Origin of the sequence: Aestuariivita sp. (assembly GCF_049276915.1) — a bacterium.
Lineage (GTDB): Bacteria > Pseudomonadota > Alphaproteobacteria > Rhodobacterales > Rhodobacteraceae > Aestuariivita.
This window is the reverse complement of sequence record NZ_JBASXK010000090.1, coordinates 12,032-31,264: the sequence shown is the minus strand read 5'-3', so window position 1 is coordinate 31,264 and position 19,233 is coordinate 12,032. Positions and strand designations below refer to the sequence as shown.

General features: G+C 60.1%; 20 protein-coding genes. 10 read left to right on the top strand and 10 right to left on the bottom strand.

Translation table 11 applies throughout. The annotated features are described in order from the left end of the window. Positions 1 to 266: 266 nt before the first annotated feature. The gene (locus WAO69_RS09725; protein WP_422178487.1) at positions 267 to 485 is read left to right on the top strand and encodes a DUF1127 domain-containing protein; all 219 of its coding nucleotides are present in this window, start codon (positions 267 to 269) and stop codon (positions 483 to 485) included. A gap of 124 nt (positions 486 to 609) precedes the next feature. Here the strand turns inward: WAO69_RS09725 and WAO69_RS09720 are convergent, their stop codons facing one another. The 5 genes from WAO69_RS09720 to WAO69_RS09700 form a co-directional block, all read right to left on the bottom strand. Continuing rightward, complete coding sequence (locus tag WAO69_RS09720) at positions 610 to 960, bottom strand: hypothetical protein (RefSeq protein ID WP_422178485.1); 351 nt, start codon at positions 958 to 960, stop codon at positions 610 to 612. Between the two features lie 105 nt (positions 961 to 1,065). Beyond that, entirely contained in the window at positions 1,066 to 1,941 is an 876-nt protein-coding gene (locus tag WAO69_RS09715) for a 50S ribosomal protein L11 methyltransferase (RefSeq protein WP_422178483.1), read from the bottom strand. Further along, the gene (locus WAO69_RS09710; protein WP_422178481.1) at positions 1,941 to 3,332 is read right to left on the bottom strand and encodes an MATE family efflux transporter; all 1,392 of its coding nucleotides are present in this window, start codon (positions 3,330 to 3,332) and stop codon (positions 1,941 to 1,943) included. Before WAO69_RS09710 ends, WAO69_RS09715 begins: the two co-directional genes overlap by 1 nt. 4 nt (positions 3,333 to 3,336) lie before the next feature. Continuing rightward, a complete protein-coding gene (locus tag WAO69_RS09705) occupies positions 3,337 to 4,569 on the bottom strand; it encodes an MFS transporter (RefSeq protein WP_422178479.1) in 1,233 nt (410 codons plus the stop codon). Positions 4,570 to 4,682: 113 nt separating this feature from the next. Continuing rightward, complete coding sequence (locus WAO69_RS09700) at positions 4,683 to 6,878, bottom strand: primosomal protein N' (protein ID WP_422178523.1); 2,196 nt, start codon at positions 6,876 to 6,878, stop codon at positions 4,683 to 4,685. A 97-nt stretch (positions 6,879 to 6,975) separates the two neighbouring features. Between WAO69_RS09700 and fsa the strand changes: the two genes are divergently transcribed. After that, on the top strand, positions 6,976 to 7,629 hold the full coding sequence (gene fsa, locus WAO69_RS09695) for a fructose-6-phosphate aldolase (RefSeq protein ID WP_422178477.1): 654 nt from the start codon (positions 6,976 to 6,978) through the stop codon (positions 7,627 to 7,629). A gap of 49 nt (positions 7,630 to 7,678) precedes the next feature. Here fsa and WAO69_RS09690 read toward each other — a convergent pair whose 3' ends face one another. After that, the gene (locus tag WAO69_RS09690; protein ID WP_422178475.1) at positions 7,679 to 8,191 is read right to left on the bottom strand and encodes an aggregation factor core; all 513 of its coding nucleotides are present in this window, start codon (positions 8,189 to 8,191) and stop codon (positions 7,679 to 7,681) included. Between the two features lie 185 nt (positions 8,192 to 8,376). On the opposite strand from WAO69_RS09690, the gene WAO69_RS09685 reads away from it, so the two are divergent. The 8 genes from WAO69_RS09685 to WAO69_RS09650 all read left to right on the top strand — a co-directional run bounded on the left by WAO69_RS09685 (position 8,377) and on the right by WAO69_RS09650 (position 15,218). Next, on the top strand, positions 8,377 to 9,084 hold the full coding sequence (locus WAO69_RS09685; RefSeq protein ID WP_422178473.1) for a DUF484 family protein: 708 nt from the start codon (positions 8,377 to 8,379) through the stop codon (positions 9,082 to 9,084). After that, the gene (locus tag WAO69_RS09680; RefSeq protein ID WP_422178471.1) at positions 9,081 to 10,001 is read left to right on the top strand and encodes a tyrosine recombinase XerC; all 921 of its coding nucleotides are present in this window, start codon (positions 9,081 to 9,083) and stop codon (positions 9,999 to 10,001) included. The genes WAO69_RS09685 and WAO69_RS09680 overlap by 4 nt, the downstream gene beginning before the upstream one ends. Positions 10,002 to 10,041: 40 nt before the next feature. Then, entirely contained in the window at positions 10,042 to 10,734 is a 693-nt protein-coding gene (locus WAO69_RS09675) for a CDP-alcohol phosphatidyltransferase family protein (protein ID WP_422178469.1), read from the top strand. A gap of 18 nt (positions 10,735 to 10,752) precedes the next feature. Further along, on the top strand, positions 10,753 to 10,884 hold the full coding sequence (locus tag WAO69_RS09670) for a hypothetical protein (RefSeq protein ID WP_422178467.1): 132 nt from the start codon (positions 10,753 to 10,755) through the stop codon (positions 10,882 to 10,884). A gap of 56 nt (positions 10,885 to 10,940) precedes the next feature. Further along, positions 10,941 to 13,871: an isoleucine--tRNA ligase gene (gene ileS / locus WAO69_RS09665; RefSeq protein WP_422178465.1), complete on the top strand. Its 2,931-nt coding sequence runs from the start codon at positions 10,941 to 10,943 to the stop codon at positions 13,869 to 13,871. 139 nt (positions 13,872 to 14,010) lie between these two features. Continuing rightward, a complete protein-coding gene (locus WAO69_RS09660; protein WP_422178463.1) occupies positions 14,011 to 14,187 on the top strand; it encodes a hypothetical protein in 177 nt (58 codons plus the stop codon). 50 nt (positions 14,188 to 14,237) lie between these two features. Further along, the gene (locus WAO69_RS09655) at positions 14,238 to 14,696 is read left to right on the top strand and encodes a methylated-DNA--[protein]-cysteine S-methyltransferase (RefSeq protein ID WP_422178461.1); all 459 of its coding nucleotides are present in this window, start codon (positions 14,238 to 14,240) and stop codon (positions 14,694 to 14,696) included. A gap of 60 nt (positions 14,697 to 14,756) precedes the next feature. Then, complete coding sequence (locus tag WAO69_RS09650) at positions 14,757 to 15,218, top strand: hypothetical protein (protein ID WP_422178459.1); 462 nt, start codon at positions 14,757 to 14,759, stop codon at positions 15,216 to 15,218. A 142-nt stretch (positions 15,219 to 15,360) separates the two neighbouring features. Here WAO69_RS09650 and WAO69_RS09645 read toward each other — a convergent pair whose 3' ends face one another. From WAO69_RS09645 to WAO69_RS09630, 4 genes are all read right to left on the bottom strand, one after another. Next, on the bottom strand, positions 15,361 to 16,074 hold the full coding sequence (locus WAO69_RS09645; protein ID WP_422178457.1) for a VIT1/CCC1 transporter family protein: 714 nt from the start codon (positions 16,072 to 16,074) through the stop codon (positions 15,361 to 15,363). 149 nt (positions 16,075 to 16,223) lie between these two features. Beyond that, the gene (locus WAO69_RS09640) at positions 16,224 to 17,237 is read right to left on the bottom strand and encodes a YcjF family protein (protein ID WP_422178455.1); all 1,014 of its coding nucleotides are present in this window, start codon (positions 17,235 to 17,237) and stop codon (positions 16,224 to 16,226) included. Continuing rightward, positions 17,234 to 17,683 (bottom strand): GNAT family N-acetyltransferase, encoded by a 450-nt coding sequence (locus WAO69_RS09635; protein ID WP_422178453.1) that lies wholly within the window; start codon positions 17,681 to 17,683, stop codon positions 17,234 to 17,236. Before WAO69_RS09635 ends, WAO69_RS09640 begins: the two co-directional genes overlap by 4 nt. Next, a complete protein-coding gene (locus WAO69_RS09630) occupies positions 17,680 to 19,092 on the bottom strand; it encodes a YcjX family protein (RefSeq protein WP_422178451.1) in 1,413 nt (470 codons plus the stop codon). Before WAO69_RS09630 ends, WAO69_RS09635 begins: the two co-directional genes overlap by 4 nt. Between the last annotated feature and the right edge of the window lie 141 nt (positions 19,093 to 19,233).

Below are 19,233 nucleotides of genomic sequence, written 5' to 3'. Positions count from 1 at the left end.
CTGCAAAGGCATTCAAAAACAAAAGACAAAACCGACACCTGACGTTCATGGCGCGACCAAAGGCTCAAATTCGACCTCCGCAACGTCGGAAACGACATATCCTGATCCGAATTCTTGGTTAAATTACATTAACTTATGCCGGAAATGAGCCATGCAGAAAACGCATGACGCACATGCATTTTTCGCGGCTTGCCGCCCTGAAATTTGGCCCCTATCTGCCGTTGATCGAAACGCGAGATAGCAACGCTAAACTAAGGAGACTGGAAATGGCTGCTTTCGACACAACCCGTACCACCTATGGCGCGCCCGGCCTGTTTGGTCGCATCGGCGGTGCTGTGAACTCACTCATCGCCACCGTCGTGGCATGGAACGACGCACGCGCGACACGCAATGCGCTCTCCAAACTGTCGGACCGTGAACTGGAAGACATCGGCTTGGTCCGTGGCGACATCGACGGCGTCGCTGTGACATCCACACTGCGCTAAGCGAACTGCACAATGGACGCTGAAAAAAACTGCGCCGCGCGACCTTGAGGTCAGCGCGGCGCATTACTCTTTACCAATGTTTTACGTTCTCAAAAACTCTTAAAATACAGATCGTCTTGCAATATTACTGCAAAACGGTCCTCAAATGCTGTGCAACAAACTGAGACGCAGGATCGGCCTGCATCACGAAAGCACCCGCCTGTTCGACAATTGTGCCTCGCGATAACTCGGCGATACGATCGTCATAGGTGACCTGCCCCACCTGAGCCAGGGCAAGCCCCTTGAATGCGATAAACGCGCAAGCAAACAACAAAATGGATTTGCCTGACAGCAAAAAACTGCGCCGCTTGGGTTTTACGATCAGCAGACCATCGGAGCGCAAATGGGTCGTAAACCCGCGCTCCATTGCCCGATTCTTGCGTTCCAAAACACGCAAACGCTTTTTGAATTGGTTTTTCTCGTCACCCAATCCCATGACGGATACTCCATACTGGCCCCCACCAGCGGATGTGAATTTGATAAGTCTGAAATGTGGCAAAATCTGGGCAACTGCCCCATTTTCCCTAAAACAAAGGCTCAATTAGGCCTTGTTTTGAAGGATTAGCGTCGTCCAATCGACAATACTATCGTTTGATACAAGGCTGTATCCGTTGGCTTGATAAACCTCGATCACCTGATCGGCCTGTTCGTTCAGAATCCCCGAAAGAATCACGAATCCTTCATGCGAATTGTGGCGCGCAAGGTCCGGAGAGAGGGCGACAAGAGGACCTTTCAGGATATTTGCGAAAATCAGATCGTAGGGCGCATGCGTTTGCAATTCGGGATGATCAAAGCCCGCTGCCTCTATGCACAGCACGCGGCCTTCCATCCCGTTGGAGCGCAGGTTTGCCTCGGCCACATCGACTGCAACCGGGTCAATGTCGCTTGCCAGGACCTTGGCGTCCCCCCAAACGCGTGCCGCCGCCATGGCCAGCACAGCGGTGCCACAGCCGATATCGGCCACCGTCCAGGCCTTGAACCCCTCGCTCATCAGACGGTCCAACGCACGCAGACAACCCAAGGTCGTTCCGTGATGCCCGGTGCCAAATGCCATGGCCGCCTCTATCAAGAGCGGCACGCTATCCCCGGGCACCTTGTCCGCATCGTGACTGCCATAGACAAAGAAGCGCCCGGCCCGCACAGGTGACAGTTCACGCCTGACATGGGCGACCCAATCGGTCTCGGGGAGTTCAGAGACGACAAAGGGTTGCGCCCCGAACGCCGCGGCCAGAACAGCCAGAGCGGTCTCATCCGGCGCGTGGGTGAAGTAACCGCCAACCTCCCAAAGGCCGGACCCGTCCTCCATCTCGAAGACGCCAATCCCAGTCGGTTCCGGAACCATACGCTCAAGCGCTTCACCCAGTGCTTCGCCCTGTTTCTTGCCTGCTAACGTCGTCAGTGCGGTAAATGTTGGCATCAGCGCCTCCGGTGTGTGTTGATATCGCGCCAGCCCCGGCGCGTCTTGAGATCGACCTGAACCGGCACATCACCGATATGGCGCACGAAGTGCCAGCCCCAGAGGGCCGAGACAAGACCAATCGCCACCCCCAGAACCGCCTGTGCATAGATCACTCCGACGGCCCCCGCGATCCCGGCCAGCCAGACGGCTACGGGCCAGGTCAACAATCCATCGCGGATCCAGGTCAGCAGTGTCGCCCGTGTCGGCCGCCCCAGCGCATTGAAGGCCGCGTTCGAGACAAAGTAGGCTCCAGTAAACAGGAATGCCCCGGCCCCGATATGGGTGAAGGCATGCAGAACGTCCTTCCCGCCCTGCGTGAGGCCGAAAGCCTCTCCCACCGCATCCCCAAAGATCACCAGAAGCCCCCAGACAACCAGCGTGTAGCCGATGCAAAAGATCATGGCATCGCGATAGGTGCTGACCAGCCGTTCATGTTTGCCGGCCCCATAGTTCTGCCCAAAGATCCCGCCTATGGCCCCGGACAGAGAAAAAATCCCGCCAAAAGCCACTACCGTCAAACGGCTGACAACCGCCCATCCTGCCACCGCGTCATCGCCAAACTGCGCCAGCACGGTCGTCAGAACGTAATTGCCGAACGGCGTGGCCATTTGCGTCAGGATCGCCGGAAACGCCACGGCCATGAAGGGGCCCAGAAAGAACACTGTGCGCGTCCAGGTGGGCCGGGCGACCAGATCATGCACCCGGGTCGCAAAGTAAAGCGCCATGCCCATCAGAATGAGCCGCGAGATGTTCAACCCGATGGCAGCTCCATCCAGACCCAGCGCAAGATAGTAGATCAGGAAAGGATCCATAAAGAGCGAGACGGTGCCCGAGGTCAGCGTGACATACATGGCACGTTTCCCGTCGCCATCTGCGCGAATAGCCCCGCTACCGACCATACCGATGACCATCAACACCAGCGAGGGAAGCGTAAACAGCAGATAGCGTGCCGACAGCTCGAGCGTTTCATCACGCGCGCCTGCAAACTCAAGAATGTCATAGCGGAACGTGATCACGATCACGGCCATGAGCGACTGGATCACACAGGCAATGGCCATCGCACTGCCTGCGATCTCACGTGCCTCTTCACGTCGGCCCGCGCCAATGGCGCGCGACACCAGAACCGTGGCCGCGATCATCAGCCCGATGCCGGACGAGACGGAAAAGAACTGGATCGCAAAGGCAAAACCGATGGCCGCAACCATGCGGGCATCCCCCAGCAGGGCCACCCAAAACAGGTTCATCGCATCCACGAGAAAGACAAAGGTGATGCCGGCCGCCCCGGTCATCGTCATGCGCACGACATGACCCATGGTCGAGCCTGTCACGAACCGGCCCTCGACGCTCAAAGGTTTACTCCGCCGGTGCGGGGGCGAACCGCTTGAAGATGGTTTCGTTTCCGGGTTCGGGGTGGCGCGGTATCATCAGCGCCAGCAGAAGCGACAGCATCGCCAACATCGCCGCCAGCCAGAATACGCCAGTCGGCGACACAAGCCAGAGATAGCCAAGACCAGCGGGCAGGAACACCGCCGCGATGTGGTTGATCGTAAAGGCGACAGCAGCCGTCGGAGCAATATCTGCCGGATCGGCGATCTTCTGGAAATAGGTCTTGAGCGCCAATGCCAGTGCGAAAAACAGATTGTCGATCAGATACAGCGCCGAGGCAATCATCACGCCCCAGCCAAAGTAATAAAGTCCACCATAAGCCAGAAACACCAGTGTCAGGCCGACATACTCAAAGGCAAGCGCACGGCGTTCGCCAAAGATGTACACGGCTTTGCCGATGAGCGGCCCGAACAGAATGTTTGCCACCAGCGTGATCATGTAAAGCGCGGCGATCTCATGAACGGCAAACCCGAATTTTTCGACCATCATGAAGCCGGCAAAAACCACGAAGATCTGGCGGCGCGCACCCGACATGAACTGCAGCGCATAATACAGCCAATAGCGCCGGCGCAGGATCATCTTCTTGACTTGCGGATGAGGGGCCTCGAATTGCGGATAGGCGAAAAGCGCGATCAGAGCGATCACCGCTGTGATCCCGCCTGAAATCATGTAGACGATGTTGTATGTGAGGTTCAAAGGCTCCCAAAGCAACACAATCACACCATAAGCAGCCAAGGTGGTCCCCGAACCGGCCGCCAGAAGCCAGCCAAGCGTTTGCGGGGCGCGTTCCTTGTCCAACCATTGCAGTTGCAGCGATTGATTGACCGTCTCGTAATAGTGAAAGCCGATAGAACTGAGCATGGTGATCGTCAGGATACCGGCCATATACGGAAACCACGCGGTGATCGCCGTCGCCACACCCAGAAGGATCAGCGACACCATCGCCAAAACCTGCTCACGCACGAAAATGATGATCGCGATGACGCCGACGGCAAGAAAACCGGGTATTTCACGCACCGTATGCAGCCAGCCGATATCGCTCCCGTCAAATCCGGCGACCTCAATGACAAAATTGTTCAGAAGGGCCGACCAGGTCGCAAAGGCGATCGGCATCGCCGCTGCCATGAGAAACAGCAGCGTGAGAGGTCTGCGCCAAAACGGAAGAGACTGCGCCTGGGCAATGGGAAGCGGGCTGAACATGCTTATCCAATACGCCTCTGCCCAGCGCGTGGCGAGAGAAAATTAACCTGTGCATGACTGTTCCGCAGAGGGGACCAGCAAAAGACCGGGCCTGAGCCGGAAGCGTCCAAATGTCAGTAGAAACTTTGCGGGTCGATATCCACGCTCAGCCGCAGGTCGCCCTTGAGACGAAACGGCGCGATCCAGCGCGCGATGGCGTCTTGCAGCGGGGCTCCTTTTGGAGCCTTCACCAGCAACCTGACCCGATGGCGTCCGCGAATGCGCGCAATCGGAGCCGGTGCCGGCCCGAAAACCTGTGCTCCGATCTGACGCAAGGCACCATCGGCGCGCGCCAATGCATTGCCCAGATCGAAAACCGCGCCCACATCGCTGCCTGACAGGATGATGCCGGCCATCCGCCCGTAGGGGGGCACACCCGCAGCCTGCCGCTCGCCAGCCTCGGCACGCCAGAACGCCTCTTCATCCCCACCCAGAATCGCACGGATGACCGGATGTTCCGGCTGATAGGTCTGCAACAGGGCCTCTCCTGGTTTCTCGGCCCGCCCGGCCCGGCCTGCCACCTGTCGCATCAACTGAAAGGTGCGTTCAGCCGCACGCAGGTCGGATCCCTGCAAACCCAGATCCGCGTCAATCACGCCAACAAGCGTCAACAGCGGAAAGTTATGTCCCTTGGCCACAAGCTGCGTGCCAATGATGATATCAGCGGCACCGGCAGCGATGCCTTCGATCTCGGCCTTCAAAGCGCGCGCGCTGCCGAACATATCCGAACTCAAGGTTGCGACCCGCGCATCGGGAAACAGCGCCACGGCCTCTTCCGTCAATCGCTCGACTCCGGGGCCGACCGGGGCGAGCCTGTCTTCGGCACCGCAAGACGGGCATGTCGTCGGAACCGGGATCGTCTCACCGCATTGATGGCACATCAGCCTCTTGAGGAAACGGTGTTCAACCATGCGCGCATCGCAGGCGTCACAGCCCATCTGATGCCCGCAGGCCCGACACAGGGTGACAGGGGCATAACCGCGCCGATTGATGAACAGCAATGCCTGCTCGCCCCGTTCAAGCCGCGCTTGGACAGCACTGCGCAAGGCCGGAGATATCCAATGGCCGCTGTCGAGCTTTTGGGCACGCATATCGATCGCGCGCATCTCGGGCAGGACCGCCTCGCCAAACCGCGCTGTCAGGTCCAGCTTGTCGTATTTGCCCGCTTGCGCATTGGCCCAGCTTTCCAGACTGGGCGTCGCACTTGCCAGAACAACCCGCGCCCCACCAAGCGCGGCACGCAGCACCGCCATGTCACGCGCATTATAGAGAACACCGTCTTCCTGCTTGTAAGAGGTATCGTGTTCTTCATCGACGATGATCAGTCCAAGGTTCTGGAACGGCAAAAACAAGGATGAGCGCGCACCGACCACCAGCTGCGCCTCTCCCTGACCGACCATGCGCCAGATACGGCGACGTTCGGTCATTGTCGCGCCCGAATGCCATTCCGCGGGCCGCGCGCCGAACCGCTCCTGAACCCTCGACAGAAACTCGGCAGTCAGCGCGATTTCGGGCAGCAAGACAAGCGCCTGTCGCCCCATGCGCAATGTTTCGGCCACAGCCTCAAGATACACCTCGGTCTTGCCAGACCCCGTCACCCCCTTCAGCAAAGTCGTGCCATAGGTTCCGCTGCGCAGCCCGTTTCGAAGCACCCTGGCCGCCTCGGCCTGATCTTGGGTCAAATCCTTGCTCGGGCGGTCTGGATCCAAACGCGGGAACGGCACGTCGCGTGGGCTGTCTTCTTCGCGCACTGCGCCAAGTTTTACCAAGCCCTTCACGACCGATGAGGTAACCCCCGCCATCTCGGCCACTTCCCCCAGCGTAAAGGCCAGCCCGCCATAGTCGCGCAATGTCTCAAGCACGCGGGTGCGCGCTTCCGTCATCCGATCCGGGGCGCGGTCCCCCAACCGATAGATCTTGCGCATGGAGGGCGGATCGCCCAGACCGGGTGCCCGTGTGGCCAGCCGCAGCATGGCGGGCATCGGGGTCAGTGTGTATTCCGCGGCACGCTCGAGAAATGCACGCAGTTCAGAGCGCATCGGCGCTGCGTCCAATACGCGAATGATGGCGCGAATCTTGGAACGATCATAGTCGCCCTGCCCTGCCCCCCAGACCACGCCCAAGACCTTGCGCGGACCAAGAGGCACTTCGACAAAAGCCCCCAGATGGCAGCCTCCTTCGGGCGCGCGGTAATCGAGAGGGCGACCCAGCGGTTGGGTTGTCAGAACCCCGACCAGCTGCCCTTCGTCGAAAAACGCCTCGCCTTGCACCTGAGCACCCCGTTGACCAATCCGGGGCTTTCCGCCCCTGCCTTCATGGGGTAAAGCCAAGCCAACAGAAGGCCAACCCATCAAAGGAGCCGCACAGATGAAATTCTTCGTAGACACCGCTGAAATCGACGCAATCGCAGAACTGAACGATCTGGGCATGGTCGATGGTGTGACCACCAACCCCTCGCTGATCCTGAAATCAGGTCGTGACATTCTGGAAGTCACCAAAGAGATCTGTGACCTTGTAGACGGTCCAGTGAGCGCCGAAGTGGTGGCAACCGAGGCCGACGCCATGATCGCCGAGGGCCGCAAGCTGGCCGATATCGCACCCAACATCGCCGTGAAGCTGCCGCTGACCTGGGATGGGCTGAAAGCTTGCAAGGTGCTGACGGGCGAAGGCAAGATGGTCAATGTCACCCTGTGCTTTTCAGCCAATCAGGCGCTGATCGCGGCCAAGGCCGGTGCCACGTTCATCTCGCCCTTTATCGGGCGGTTGGACGACATCAATATCGACGGCATGGACCTGATCGCCGATATTCGCACGGTGTATGACAATTACGGGTTCCAGACGCAGATCCTTGCCGCGTCGATCCGCTCGGTGAACCACGTTCTTGAAAGTGCGCGGATTGGCGCTGATGTCATGACCGCACCGCCCGAGGTGATCAAGAAACTTGCCAGCCATCCGCTGACCGACAAGGGCCTCGAGCAATTCCTGAGTGACTGGGCAAAGACCGGACAGAAAATTCTCTGATACCTGCTCTCGATCTCAGCGACATGCGGACATCCGGTTCGCGCTCTCTTCAGCTTGTGCAATTCTGCAGCGCAACCGCTGCCTGCGCCGAGCCGTCGAACTTCGCCTCAAGCGTGCCGGCGGCTCTGCTGATGCGAATCGTGGCTCCGGCGATCTCGCTGTCTGACACCCTGCTTTGACCATTGCTGCTGGCCGCAAGCGTATCATCCACGTCAATCGTGAAAGCCACGGCACCCAGCCCCGGCAAATCGCTCAAGGACAGGACAAGCTCGACCTGTCCGTCCGAAACAGCGCTGAAACCTGCAACCTGCTCGCCACCTTCAACCAGCTCGAAAGGCTGAAAGACCTGAACACCGCCGCCTTGTGCGGTGGTATCAAAGATCAACCCGGCGGCTGACCCGCTCAGATCGATCGTTACATCAATCGGCCCGGTGTCGCATTGCGACAGGTTCATGATGCGAAAACGATCCTTGGGAGCGCCTTCAAGGAACTGCACCGAGACATCCGCAGCAGCGGCACTGGCGGACAAGAGACCAAAGATCAGTGCCGGGATGCGAAACATACCAAGTCCTTTCGAGATGATGCTGATAGCTAGTGCGATCAGCCCCTGTCTCAACCCGACCTTCGGGTCCAAGCGCGGCGTAAACTGGCAAAATTCAGCCGAAAATTGCTGCCAAAGCGATGCTTTTTGGGGGCGCATTTCCCAAAACTCATGTTATAACGCGCTGCAAGAGACAAGAGGCACAAATGAGCAGCAGCCCGAAACTGGACGAGATGCTTCGAGAAGCAATTATCTCGAAGCCCGATGCCATTCTGGATGATCAGGACGTGATGCACGCCCTGATAGCAGCCAATGAAAAATCGATGGGCGGCAATATCGTCGATCTGCGCGGCATCGCGATGGAACGGCTTGAATCCCGTCTGGACCGTCTTGAAGACACGCATCGCAGCGTGATTGCAGCGGCCTACGAGAATCTTGCAGGGACCAATCAGGTCCATCGCGCGGTCCTGCGCATGCTGGACCCACTGGATTTCGAAGTATTCCTGCGTGATCTCGGCGGGCCGGTCGCAGAGATCCTGCGCGTGGATTCCATCGTACTCGTGCTTGAGACCGCGCAACCCGATGAAGAGGCGCTGATACAGCGGTTGGGCGATGTGTTGCGCGTGACCAAGGCGGGCTTTGTCGACGATTACCTCACTCATGGGCGCGGCGGACAGGTGCGGCAGGTCACTCTGCGGCAGGTTCAGGCCGCTCAATCCACGGTCTATGGCAAGTCTGCCGACTGGATTCGCTCCGAGGCCTGCCTCAAGCTGGATTTTGGCAAGGGCCGCCTGCCCGGGCTTCTTGTCATGGGTGCCGAAGATCCGCATCAGTTCTCGCCCCAGCAGGGTACTGATCTTATGTCCTTCTTTGCCGGCGTTTTTGAACGATCCATGCGCCGCTGGCTGTCTTGAGCCTGATCTCACCGGCCGCCCGCGACGCGCTTGAACACTGGCTCAGCGCGCAAAAGGGGCTGAGTGGGGCTTCGGACAACACGATCACCGCATATCAAGGCGATCTGGCAGAATTCCTCGCGTTCATGACCCTGCACAAGGGCGCGCCCTCCGGTCTCAAGGCGCTTGAGCGGATCACGGTCGGTGACATGCGCGCATGGATGGCTCAAGCCCGCCACACCGGGGTCGGGGCCCGCTCGCTTGCGCGCAAACTCTCGGCAGTCAAAAGCTTCTACCGCTGGCTTGCCGAACGCGAAGGCTTCGAGGCCACGGCGGTCCTGTCGACACGCTCGCCCAAGTTCCAGAAGAAACTGCCCAGACCATTGGCCGAAGATGCCGCCAGCGCGATGATAGACACCGTGGCGCTTCAGTCGGAAAAGCCATGGGTGGCGGCACGGGATGTGGCTGTTCTGACCCTTCTCTATGGCTGCGGCCTGAGGATTTCAGAAGCCCTTGGCCTGAAGGGCCGCGACGTTCCCCTGCCGGATGTCCTGCGCATAATCGGCAAGGGCGGCAAGGAACGCCTGGTGCCGGTTCTGCAAGCCGCCCGAGATGCGGTGGATGACTACCTGCACGCCTGCCCATACCCGGTGGAACCCGACGCGCCGCTGTTTCGCGCGGTGCGCGGTGGCGCTCTTGCCCCAAGGCCGATCCAGAAAGTGATGGAGAAAACGCGCATGCAACTTGGTCTTCCCTCATCCGCAACACCCCACGCCATGCGCCACAGCTTTGCCACTCACCTGCTCAGCGCGGGCGGTGATCTGCGCGCCATTCAGGAACTGCTGGGTCACGCATCCCTGTCGACAACACAGGCCTATACGGCGGTTGACACGGCGCGCCTGATGGAGGTGTATGACCGCACCCATCCAAAGGCCTAAGCGGTTTGCACCTTCCCCCTTTTTCCGGCATGACGCGGCCATGACACCTCGTACCAAAGCCTTAGCCGTGCATTTGCTGACAGCCACTGGGGCAGTCTTTGCCATGCTGGCGATGCTTGCAGCCATCGATGCCAAATGGGACCTGATGTTCCTGTGGCTCGTTGTTGCATTCTTTGTGGATGGCATCGACGGCCCCCTGGCGCGCAAATACCACGTTAAGCACAACGCGCCCGAGTTCGACGGCGTGCTTCTGGATCTGATCATCGACTATCTGACCTATGTGTTCATCCCCGCCTTTGCCCTGTTCAAGTCGGGGTTGATGGATGGCTGGTCAGGTTGGGTGATGATCATCGTGATCACCTTTGCCAGTTCCCTCTATTTCGCCGATACCCGCATGAAAACGAAGGATAACTCCTTCTCGGGCTTTCCTGGGTGCTGGAACATGGTGGTACTGGTGCTCTTCGCGCTCGAGCCGGATTGGTGGATTTGCCTTGCTTTGGTCTTCGTGCTTTCAGTGGCGATGTTCGTACCGCTCAAGTTCATCCACCCGGTGCGCACCGAACGCTGGCGCATGGTCAGCCTTCCCATGGCTCTGGCCTGGACCGGGTTTGCCGGATGGGCGGCCTGGGTCGATTTTCACCCCGAAAGCTGGGGACATTGGGGGCTGGTCGTTACCAGCGTCTATCTGCTTGTCGCAGGTGTTGCCCAGCAGCTTTTGCCCCAGCGCACCTAAAGCCATGCAGGTGGGAACATGGCTCCCGTGCCTCTTGCCCCTGACACACCCCGCGCCTATAACCCGGCTTATGAACGGCAACTGCGCGATCATTATTCGAATTATATCCCCGGCGCTCTGACCCATGAGACGCCGGGCCAAGGTGTTTGAGTACTCGCACCGCCCCCCAGTTTTTCCCTGACAAGACCATCCGAAGGACGCCAGCCATGTGCGCCGCGACACCTGACTACAAAGACACGCTGAACCTCCCTGAAACCGATTTCCCCATGCGCGCGGGCCTGCCCAAACGCGAGCCGGAATGGCTCGAACGCTGGGCGCGCATCGGTGTCTATGACCGCCTGCGCGAGAAAGAGGGCCGCACGCCTTTTACACTCCATGACGGCCCGCCCTATGCCAACGGGCATCTGCATATCGGCCATGCCCTGAACAAGACGATCAAGGACATGATCGTGCGCAGCCATCAAATGATGGGCCATGACAGCCGCTATATCCCCGGCTGGGATTGCCACGGCCTGCCCATCGAATGGAAGATCGAGGAAGAATACCGCAAGAAGGGCAAGAACAAGGACGAGGTGCCGATCAACGATTTCCGCGCCGAGTGTCGGAAGTTCGCCGAAGGCTGGGTGGATATCCAGCGCGAGGAATTCAAACGGATCGGCATCACCGGCAACTGGGACAATCCCTATCTGACGATGGATTTTCACGCCGAACGTGTCATCGCCGAGGAATTCATGAAGTTCCTGATGAACGGCACGCTCTATCAGGGGTCCAAGCCGGTGATGTGGAGCCCTGTGGAAGAGACCGCTCTGGCCGAGGCCGAAGTGGAATATCACGACAAGGAAAGCTTTACGATCTGGGTGAAGTTCAAGGTCGTGGATCCCAGCGCAGGTGCCGGATCAGCGCCTCAGGAGCGGGATCTTTTGGGCGCTCAGGTGGTGATCTGGACCACGACACCCTGGACCATGCCCTCGAACAAGGCTGTCGTTTACGGCAAAGACATCGCCTATGGCCTCTATGAGGTCACCGATGCGCCAGAAGAATGCTGGGCCGCCCCGGGTGAGCGCTTCCTTCTGGCCGACAAACTGGCCGGCGACGTATTCACCCGTGCCCGGCTTGTGGATGGCATGTATAAACGTGTGCGCGATGTGAGCGCGGATGAACTGGCGGGCCTGTCCCTCACCCACCCCCTTGCCGGGCAGGAGGGATCGAACGGCGAGTGGGACGATCTGCGCGATTTCCGCGCCGCCGATTTCGTCACCGACGAGGAAGGCACAGGGTTCGTGCATTGCGCGCCCTCGCACGGGATGGAGGAATTCGAGCTCTATCGCGATCTCGGGATGCTGGAGCAGGTCATCACCTACAACGTCAATCCTGATGGCCGCTTCCGCGATGATCTGCCGTTTTTCGGCGGTGCCGCGATCCTCAAGCCCAACGGCAAGGAGGGCAACGCCAACACGGCCGTCATCAACAAGCTGGCCGAGGTCGGCGGGTTGCTTGCGCGCGGCAAGATCAAGCACTCCTATCCCCATTCCTGGCGCTCCAAAGCACCGGTGATCTATCGCAACACGCCGCAATGGTTCGCGGCCATCGACAAGCCCGTGGGCGACGGGCAGGACCAGCATGGCACAACCATCCGCCAACGCGCCCTGACCGAGATCGACAACGTCAACTGGACGCCCAAATCCGGACGCAACCGCCTCTATGCGATGATCGAGCAGCGGCCCGACTGGGTTTTGTCCCGCCAACGGGCCTGGGGCGTGCCTCTCACATGTTTCACCAGGAAGGGTGCCTTGCCCAGCGATCCGGATTTCCTGCTGCGTAACCCGCAGGTCAACCGCCGCATCACATCTGTTTTCGAAGCCGAAGGTGCAGACGCCTGGTATGAAGAAGGTGCGAAAGAGCGCTTCCTTGAAGGCATCGTGAACCCCGATGAGTATGATCAGGTGATGGACATTCTGGATGTGTGGTTCGATTCCGGTTCGACCCATGCCTTCACCCTGCGTGACCGCGAAGACGGCACCGAAGACGGCATTGCGGATGTCTATATGGAAGGCACCGACCAGCACCGGGGCTGGTTCCACTCGTCCTTGCTGCAGTCGGTGGGCACCACCGGCCACGCGCCGTATCGCAACGTGGTCACCCATGGCTTCACGCTGGATGAAAAGGGCATGAAGATGTCCAAATCTCTGGGCAACATCATCGCCCCGCAAGAGATCATCAACCAGTACGGGGCCGACATCCTGCGCCTCTGGGTGGCGCAAACGGATTACACCGCTGACCAGCGCATCGGCCCGGAAATCCTCAAGGGCGTCTCGGATAGCTATCGCCGCCTGCGCAACACCATGCGCTTCATGCTGGGCTCACTGGCCGATTTCTCGGAATCCGACCGGGTCGCGCCGGCCGACATGCCTGCATTGGAGCGCTGGGTGTTGCACCGCATGGCCGAACTGGATGAGACCGTGCGCAACGGATATTCGAAATTCGACTTCCAGGGCGTTTTCCAGGCGGTGTTCAACTTCGCCACGCTGGATCTGTCGGCTTTCTACTTCGACATCCGCAAGGACGCGCTTTACTGCGACGGTGACACGGCCCGACGCCGCGCCGCGCGCACGGTGCTTGATCTGTTGCATCACCGTCTGACCACCTGGCTGGCACCGGTTCTGGTCTTTACCATGGAAGAGGTCTGGCTTTCCCGCTTTCCGGGCGATGACAGTTCGGTTCACCTTCAGGACATCCCGCAAACGCCGGATGACTGGCGCAATGATACGCTGGCCGCTGACGTCGCGGCTGTGCGCCGTGTGCGCCGTGTGGTGACCGCAGGGCTCGAGCTTCAGCGACAGGAAAAGGTGATCGGCTCGTCTCTGGAAGCCTCTCCGGTTGTTCATGTCGAAGACAGCGCAGTGCGTGAGATCCTCAAGACGATCAACATCGACGATCTGTGCATCACCTCCGGCCTTGTGATCAGCAAGGACCCACCCCCTTCCGAAGCCTTCCGCATTCCCGAAATCGACGGTGTTGCGATGGTGTTCGAAAAGGCCGAGGGTGAGAAATGCCTGCGCTGCTGGAAAATCCTGCCAGACGTGGGCACTCATGCGCATGAAGGCGTGTGCGGCCGCTGCAACGAGGCGCTTGGCTGATCTGGAAATCACGCAAAAACGCTGGCATGTGCTGTTCCGGTTCAGGTAAAGTCAGAACCGGAACAATATATGATGTGGCTTGGCCCCACCGGACCGGCTGACGGCGGGCCGGATTGCTCTCATCAAGGAGTTGGACAGCATGACGTTCTCAAGATGTGCCACCGCTATATTGCTTTTCAGCCTGCTGGCCGCCTGCGATGTACCTCCGCCGGACCCCGGCACAGTCGCCGCCGCGCAGCAGCGTCAACCGCTTTACGCCGACACCACGGCCGAGCGCCGCAAACTCTATCGCGGCTCGCGCGCCGGGGCGCGTTGATCCGCAAGAAACGGATTGCGCAGATCAGCTGACGCATACATCGTGCCGCCATGCCCATGATCTGCGTAGAAACAAGGTTTGGCCGTATCGGCATTCAAGAAACCGACGATGCCATCACGGCTGTTGTCTGGGACGGCATTGACGAGGGGCGGCCAACACCGCTCCTGAGGGAGGCCGCCAGACAGCTTGCCCAATACGACGCAGGCGCGCGCGCCGGTTTCGAACTGCCGTTCGAGATCGCAGGCAGCGCGTTTCAGAAGGCCGTGTGCGCGGAAATCTGCGATATCCCCTTTGGTGACACCCGGACCTATGGTCAGATCGCCCAAGCGCTTGGTCAATCCGCCCAAGCTGTCGGCTCGGCCTGCGGGGCCAACCCGATCCCCATTCTCATCCCCTGTCACCGCGTCATGGGTGCCAATGGCAAACTCACCGGCTTTTCCGGCAAGGGCGGGGTCGAGACCAAGGTCGCCCTTCTGCGCCATGAAGGTGCCGCATCGCTTCTGATCTAGATCAACGCCACGCGCCGCCCTTGCGTAGACAGTGATCCTGTATCCAAGCGGAGAACCCACATGGCCAAAGACCCAAAGGCTTTCAAGACTGCCTTGCACCAGAAGATGATGTCACTGGAAGCAACAGAACTGAAAGCCGCAAAAGAGCATTATGACCGTCTTGTCGCAGACTCCCACGTCAGCGGGCGCGAACAGTTTGACAATTCCGACATCGCCGAGGCGCGCGAGAATGCCGATCTGGCGGCGGCCTTTGATCACCCGGTCAAGGATCACCACGCCAAGATCGATGTGCTGGAACATATGGATTTCGCGGTGACCGATACCGTACAGCCCGGCGCGGTCGTGAGTTTTGGGGGACGGCGCGTTGTCGTTTCTGTGGCAACCGCGCAGTTTGAATTGGATGGGGTCACCTATATGGGCATCTCGCAGCAAAGCCCGATCTACAAGGCAATGAGCGGGCTGAGCGCCGGTGACAGCTTTACGTTCAACGGTCGTCAAATCCACATCGACGAGGTTCTTTAGGGCAGTTGCCCGCTTCGGCTGATTTCGAGCCTGAGACTGCCGTGCAAGGTGCGGCAGCCGTGCGCGTGGTCCTTGGGCAGGACGTGAATGCGGTCCCTTGGGCTCAACGACTTGCCCAACCTGCTGGCCCCAGACGGCAGGGCTAGGGGTGAAACAGGGTGCCAACCCCATAGGCCAGTGCCGCAGCCACCCCTCCGATCGCCAGCGTCTCAAGACCGGAACGCCACCAGGGTGCCAGTGACCAGATGCTTTTGGCGGTACCGATCCCGAAGAAAACGGCCAATGTCATGCCGGCAGACCATGCAAAGGCCTGTGTACCCACCGCGAAAATGAAGGGCAGCAACGGGATCATGCCGGCCAGCATGAATGCGCCAAAGGTTGCGAAGGCTGCGCGGAGTGGATGCGGGTCCTGCCCGCTCAGCCCGTACTCGCCTTCCAGCATCAAATCGATCCAGGTTTCACGCCGGGCGGTGATTGCATCAGTCGCATCTTCCAACACCTGACCCTCCAGCCCCTTGATGCGCAGGATTTCCCGCACCTCGTTTCGCTCGCCCTCAGGATAGCGCTCGATATGGCGCTCCTCGATGCGCCGGATGCGGACGATGTTGTCCCGTTCGGCCTTTGTCCCCGAGTAATTCCCGGCAGCCATGGAAAATCCATCCGCCAGAACATTGGCCAACCCCAATGCGATGATGATCACGGGAGACAAGCCAGCCCCGGCAACACCAGCGACGATGGCAAAAGTCGTCACCGATCCGTCAATTCCGCCATAGATCATGTCTCGCAGCAAACCTCGCCCCGGCGGGTTGGCAATGCGGGCGCGAATATCATCAGGGGCGTGACTGTGATCGGACATGGCGACTGCTCGCGGTTCAGGGTTTCGCCCAGCCTAGGGCGACCGTTGCAGACAAGCCTTGCGCTATATCAACTGGAATGGTCGCCCAAACACCGCGCCGTCAGACGGACTGACCCTTTGAGGCACCGGGTCGCTCAACCAGCCTTTGGTCAGGGGTTTTCCTGATTTCTCTTGCTTGCGATCAGGCCGCTCAGCGCATTCTTGACGATACCGCGAACCGACGGGCGACGGCGCGCCGCAAAAGGCAGCGGACGGCATACTTCCATCGCCGCAACGCCCACGCGCGCGGTCAAGGCACCATTGACCAGCCCTTCGCCAAACCGGCGCGAGAGTTTTCCAAGGATGGATCCCCCCAGGATCGGTTCCAGCATGTCATCGCCCACCGCCACGGCCCCCGTGGCAACCAGATGCGTGAGAACAGCCCGCGTCAGGCGCCATGATCCCAATACGCCCGAGCGTCCTCCATAAACCTCGGCAACCCGGCGGATCATGCGCAGATTGGCCGCCAGCGCTGCCACCACATCGGCCATGGCCAAAGGCACAAGTGCGGTGACCGTTGCCACCTGGCGGGCCGCCGCCTCGACCTCGCGTTGCGCCATTTGATCAAGGGGGGCAAGCACCTCTGCTTCGGCCAGATCCAGAAGTGCGCTTGCGTCAAAAACATCCTTCTGCGCCTCGCCGAACTTCTCCCGGCCCCAGCGGGTTTCTTCGCGCCCCGAATACAGGCGCAACAATCGCGCGCCGACCCGCCGCGCCGCTTCGAGGTCTTCGCCCGCCAAAGCCGCATCGGCGCTGCGCTGCAGATCATCCATCCGTGCCAAACGCCCAAAGGCCGCCAACTCGCGGATCGTGATGATCAGCAAAACACCGACAAAAGCCCCGATCAACCCGGTCACGGCCCAGCCCAGAATCGGCGAACGCGCAAGAAGCCCGGTCACGAAATCCCAGGCCGAGATGGAAATGACCATGCCCAGCAACGACAACAGCAATCCCCAGAACCACTTGGCCAGACGGGATGGTTTGCGCGCAGCCAGACGTGCGGCCATTTGCATCGCGTCGCCTTGTGGCGGCATATGGTCGTCAGGCACAGAAGGTGCCTCGGTCACGCTGGGCAGCGGGCTTTCCTCAAGATCGATCAGGACCGGGCCTTTGGGTTGGTTCATGCCATTCCCCTTTTCCATTCCAGCCGCATATCCGGCAAACCTTCGTCATTTCCGGCACCGTCCGTGCGTTCCAGCTCGACAAATCCGTGGCGCAGATAGAACGCCTGCGCCCGGATATTGGCCTGAAACGTCCACAGAACCAGATTGTCCGTCGCAGACATCATCTGTCCGAGCAAAACCGATCCACAGCCCGCCCCGCGCCGATCACTTGAAACATAAAGCGCATGCACGACCTCCATATCGCGTGCGCTGAAGCCGACGACCTCCCCCTCGAGTTCGGCAACGGTGACCCACCCACGGTCGATCAGGTCGGCTGCAAAGCCAAGATCCTGAGCGCGCGAATGAACGCGCGGCATCCACTCAGTGTCATCTATGAAACCCGACAGGATCGTACCGGTGCGACCCGCATCGGTCGAGCGTGCAGAGCGCAGATGAAACCGGCTCACAACCTGTCTCCGATCAGGAACTGCATCGCCCGATCAAGCCGGATATGAGGCGGCCCATACCCCGGTTTCAGCGACAGCCGAGCAGGCGCGAACCGCATGGCCTCGAAATCCACCTCAAGCCACTGTCTGGCCCCCTCCTTTGCCGGGCGCAGCAACTGGCCGGGATCTTCGGGCAGTTCACCGGGATACAAGGCGGCCTGCTTGCCGCTCTCCAGCAAGGTGCCGCGCACCATGTTCAGATCCGCACCCTCATGCTGGCGCGTTTCTTCTGTCGTGGCGCGACTGGCAGCGATCGCCATGGCCGAGGTCTGAGCACCGGCAAAGCCCGCCCGATCCCGCGCCTCGCGGGTCAGCGCCTCGATGATCGCGGTCAGGCGGCCATGTTGGGTGTGGTGGATGTGATCGGCCTTGGTGGCGGCAAACAATATCCGCTCGACCCGTTTGCCCCGCAGCAACTGGCTGAGAAACGCGTTTCGACCGGGGCGGAAAGCGCCCAGAATATCCGCCATCGCGCGACGCATATCCTCGACCGCCTCAGGCCCCTTGTGGATCGCACCCAGCGCATCCACCAGCACGATCTGCCGGTCGAACCGCGCAAAATGCTCGCGAAAGAAGGGTTTGACCACCTGGGATTTATACGCCTCATAGCGCCGCTCGAACTCACGCCAAAGCGACCCGCGCGGCCCCCTTGGACCGGCCAAAGGCGCAAATGTAATCGCCGGAGAGCCCGCCAGATCACCCGGCAACAGGAACCGTCCCGGCGTGCAATCATAAAACCCCGCGTCCCGCGCCGCTTCAAGATAGCTGGTAAAGGACGCCGCAAGCCGCTTGGCGGGCACCTCGTCATGCCGCGCGCTGGTATCGGCCTCGCCCAGAGCGGCGCGATAGGCGGCTGCCTCCTCGCGGCTCTCGATGCGTTCCAGTACCTCTTGTGACCAGGTCTCAAAGCTCTTGTCCAACAAGGCCAGATCCAGCAGCCATTCTCCGGGATAGTCCACGATATCCAGATGAAGCGTGCGCGGACCCTGCAAGCCGGCAAGTAACCCCGCAGGTTTGACCCTGAGAGAAAGACGCAGCTCTGAAATGGCGCGTGTGCTGTCAGGCCAGTGCGGTTCGGGTCCGCTCAGCGCCGACAGATGCGTCTCATAGTCAAAGCGCGGCACGGTATCATCAGGTTGCGGTTGCAGGAACGCCGCCGCGATCCGCCCTTCAGGGACAGCGACAAGCCCGTTCATCCGCCCCCTGTCCAGCAGATTGGCGACCAGGGACGTAATGAATACAGTCTTGCCGGACCGCGCTAGTCCGGTGACCCCAATGCGGATGACCGGCTCGAAAAAAAGACTTGAGATCCGGTCGCCCGCCTCTTCGACGCCCCGGACCAGCGTGTCGGCGAGTGTGGAAATGACCAAATCGAATTCCTGTCTTTGCTTCATGCCCAAGATAGGCACGCCACGATTGAGATGCCAGTGGGAAGGCAGCGCGGGCTTTCCCACTTGAACGCCGACCCGGTTCGCCCGTTCAAGAGGCTTGCCCAAAGCCCGGTGTCGGTT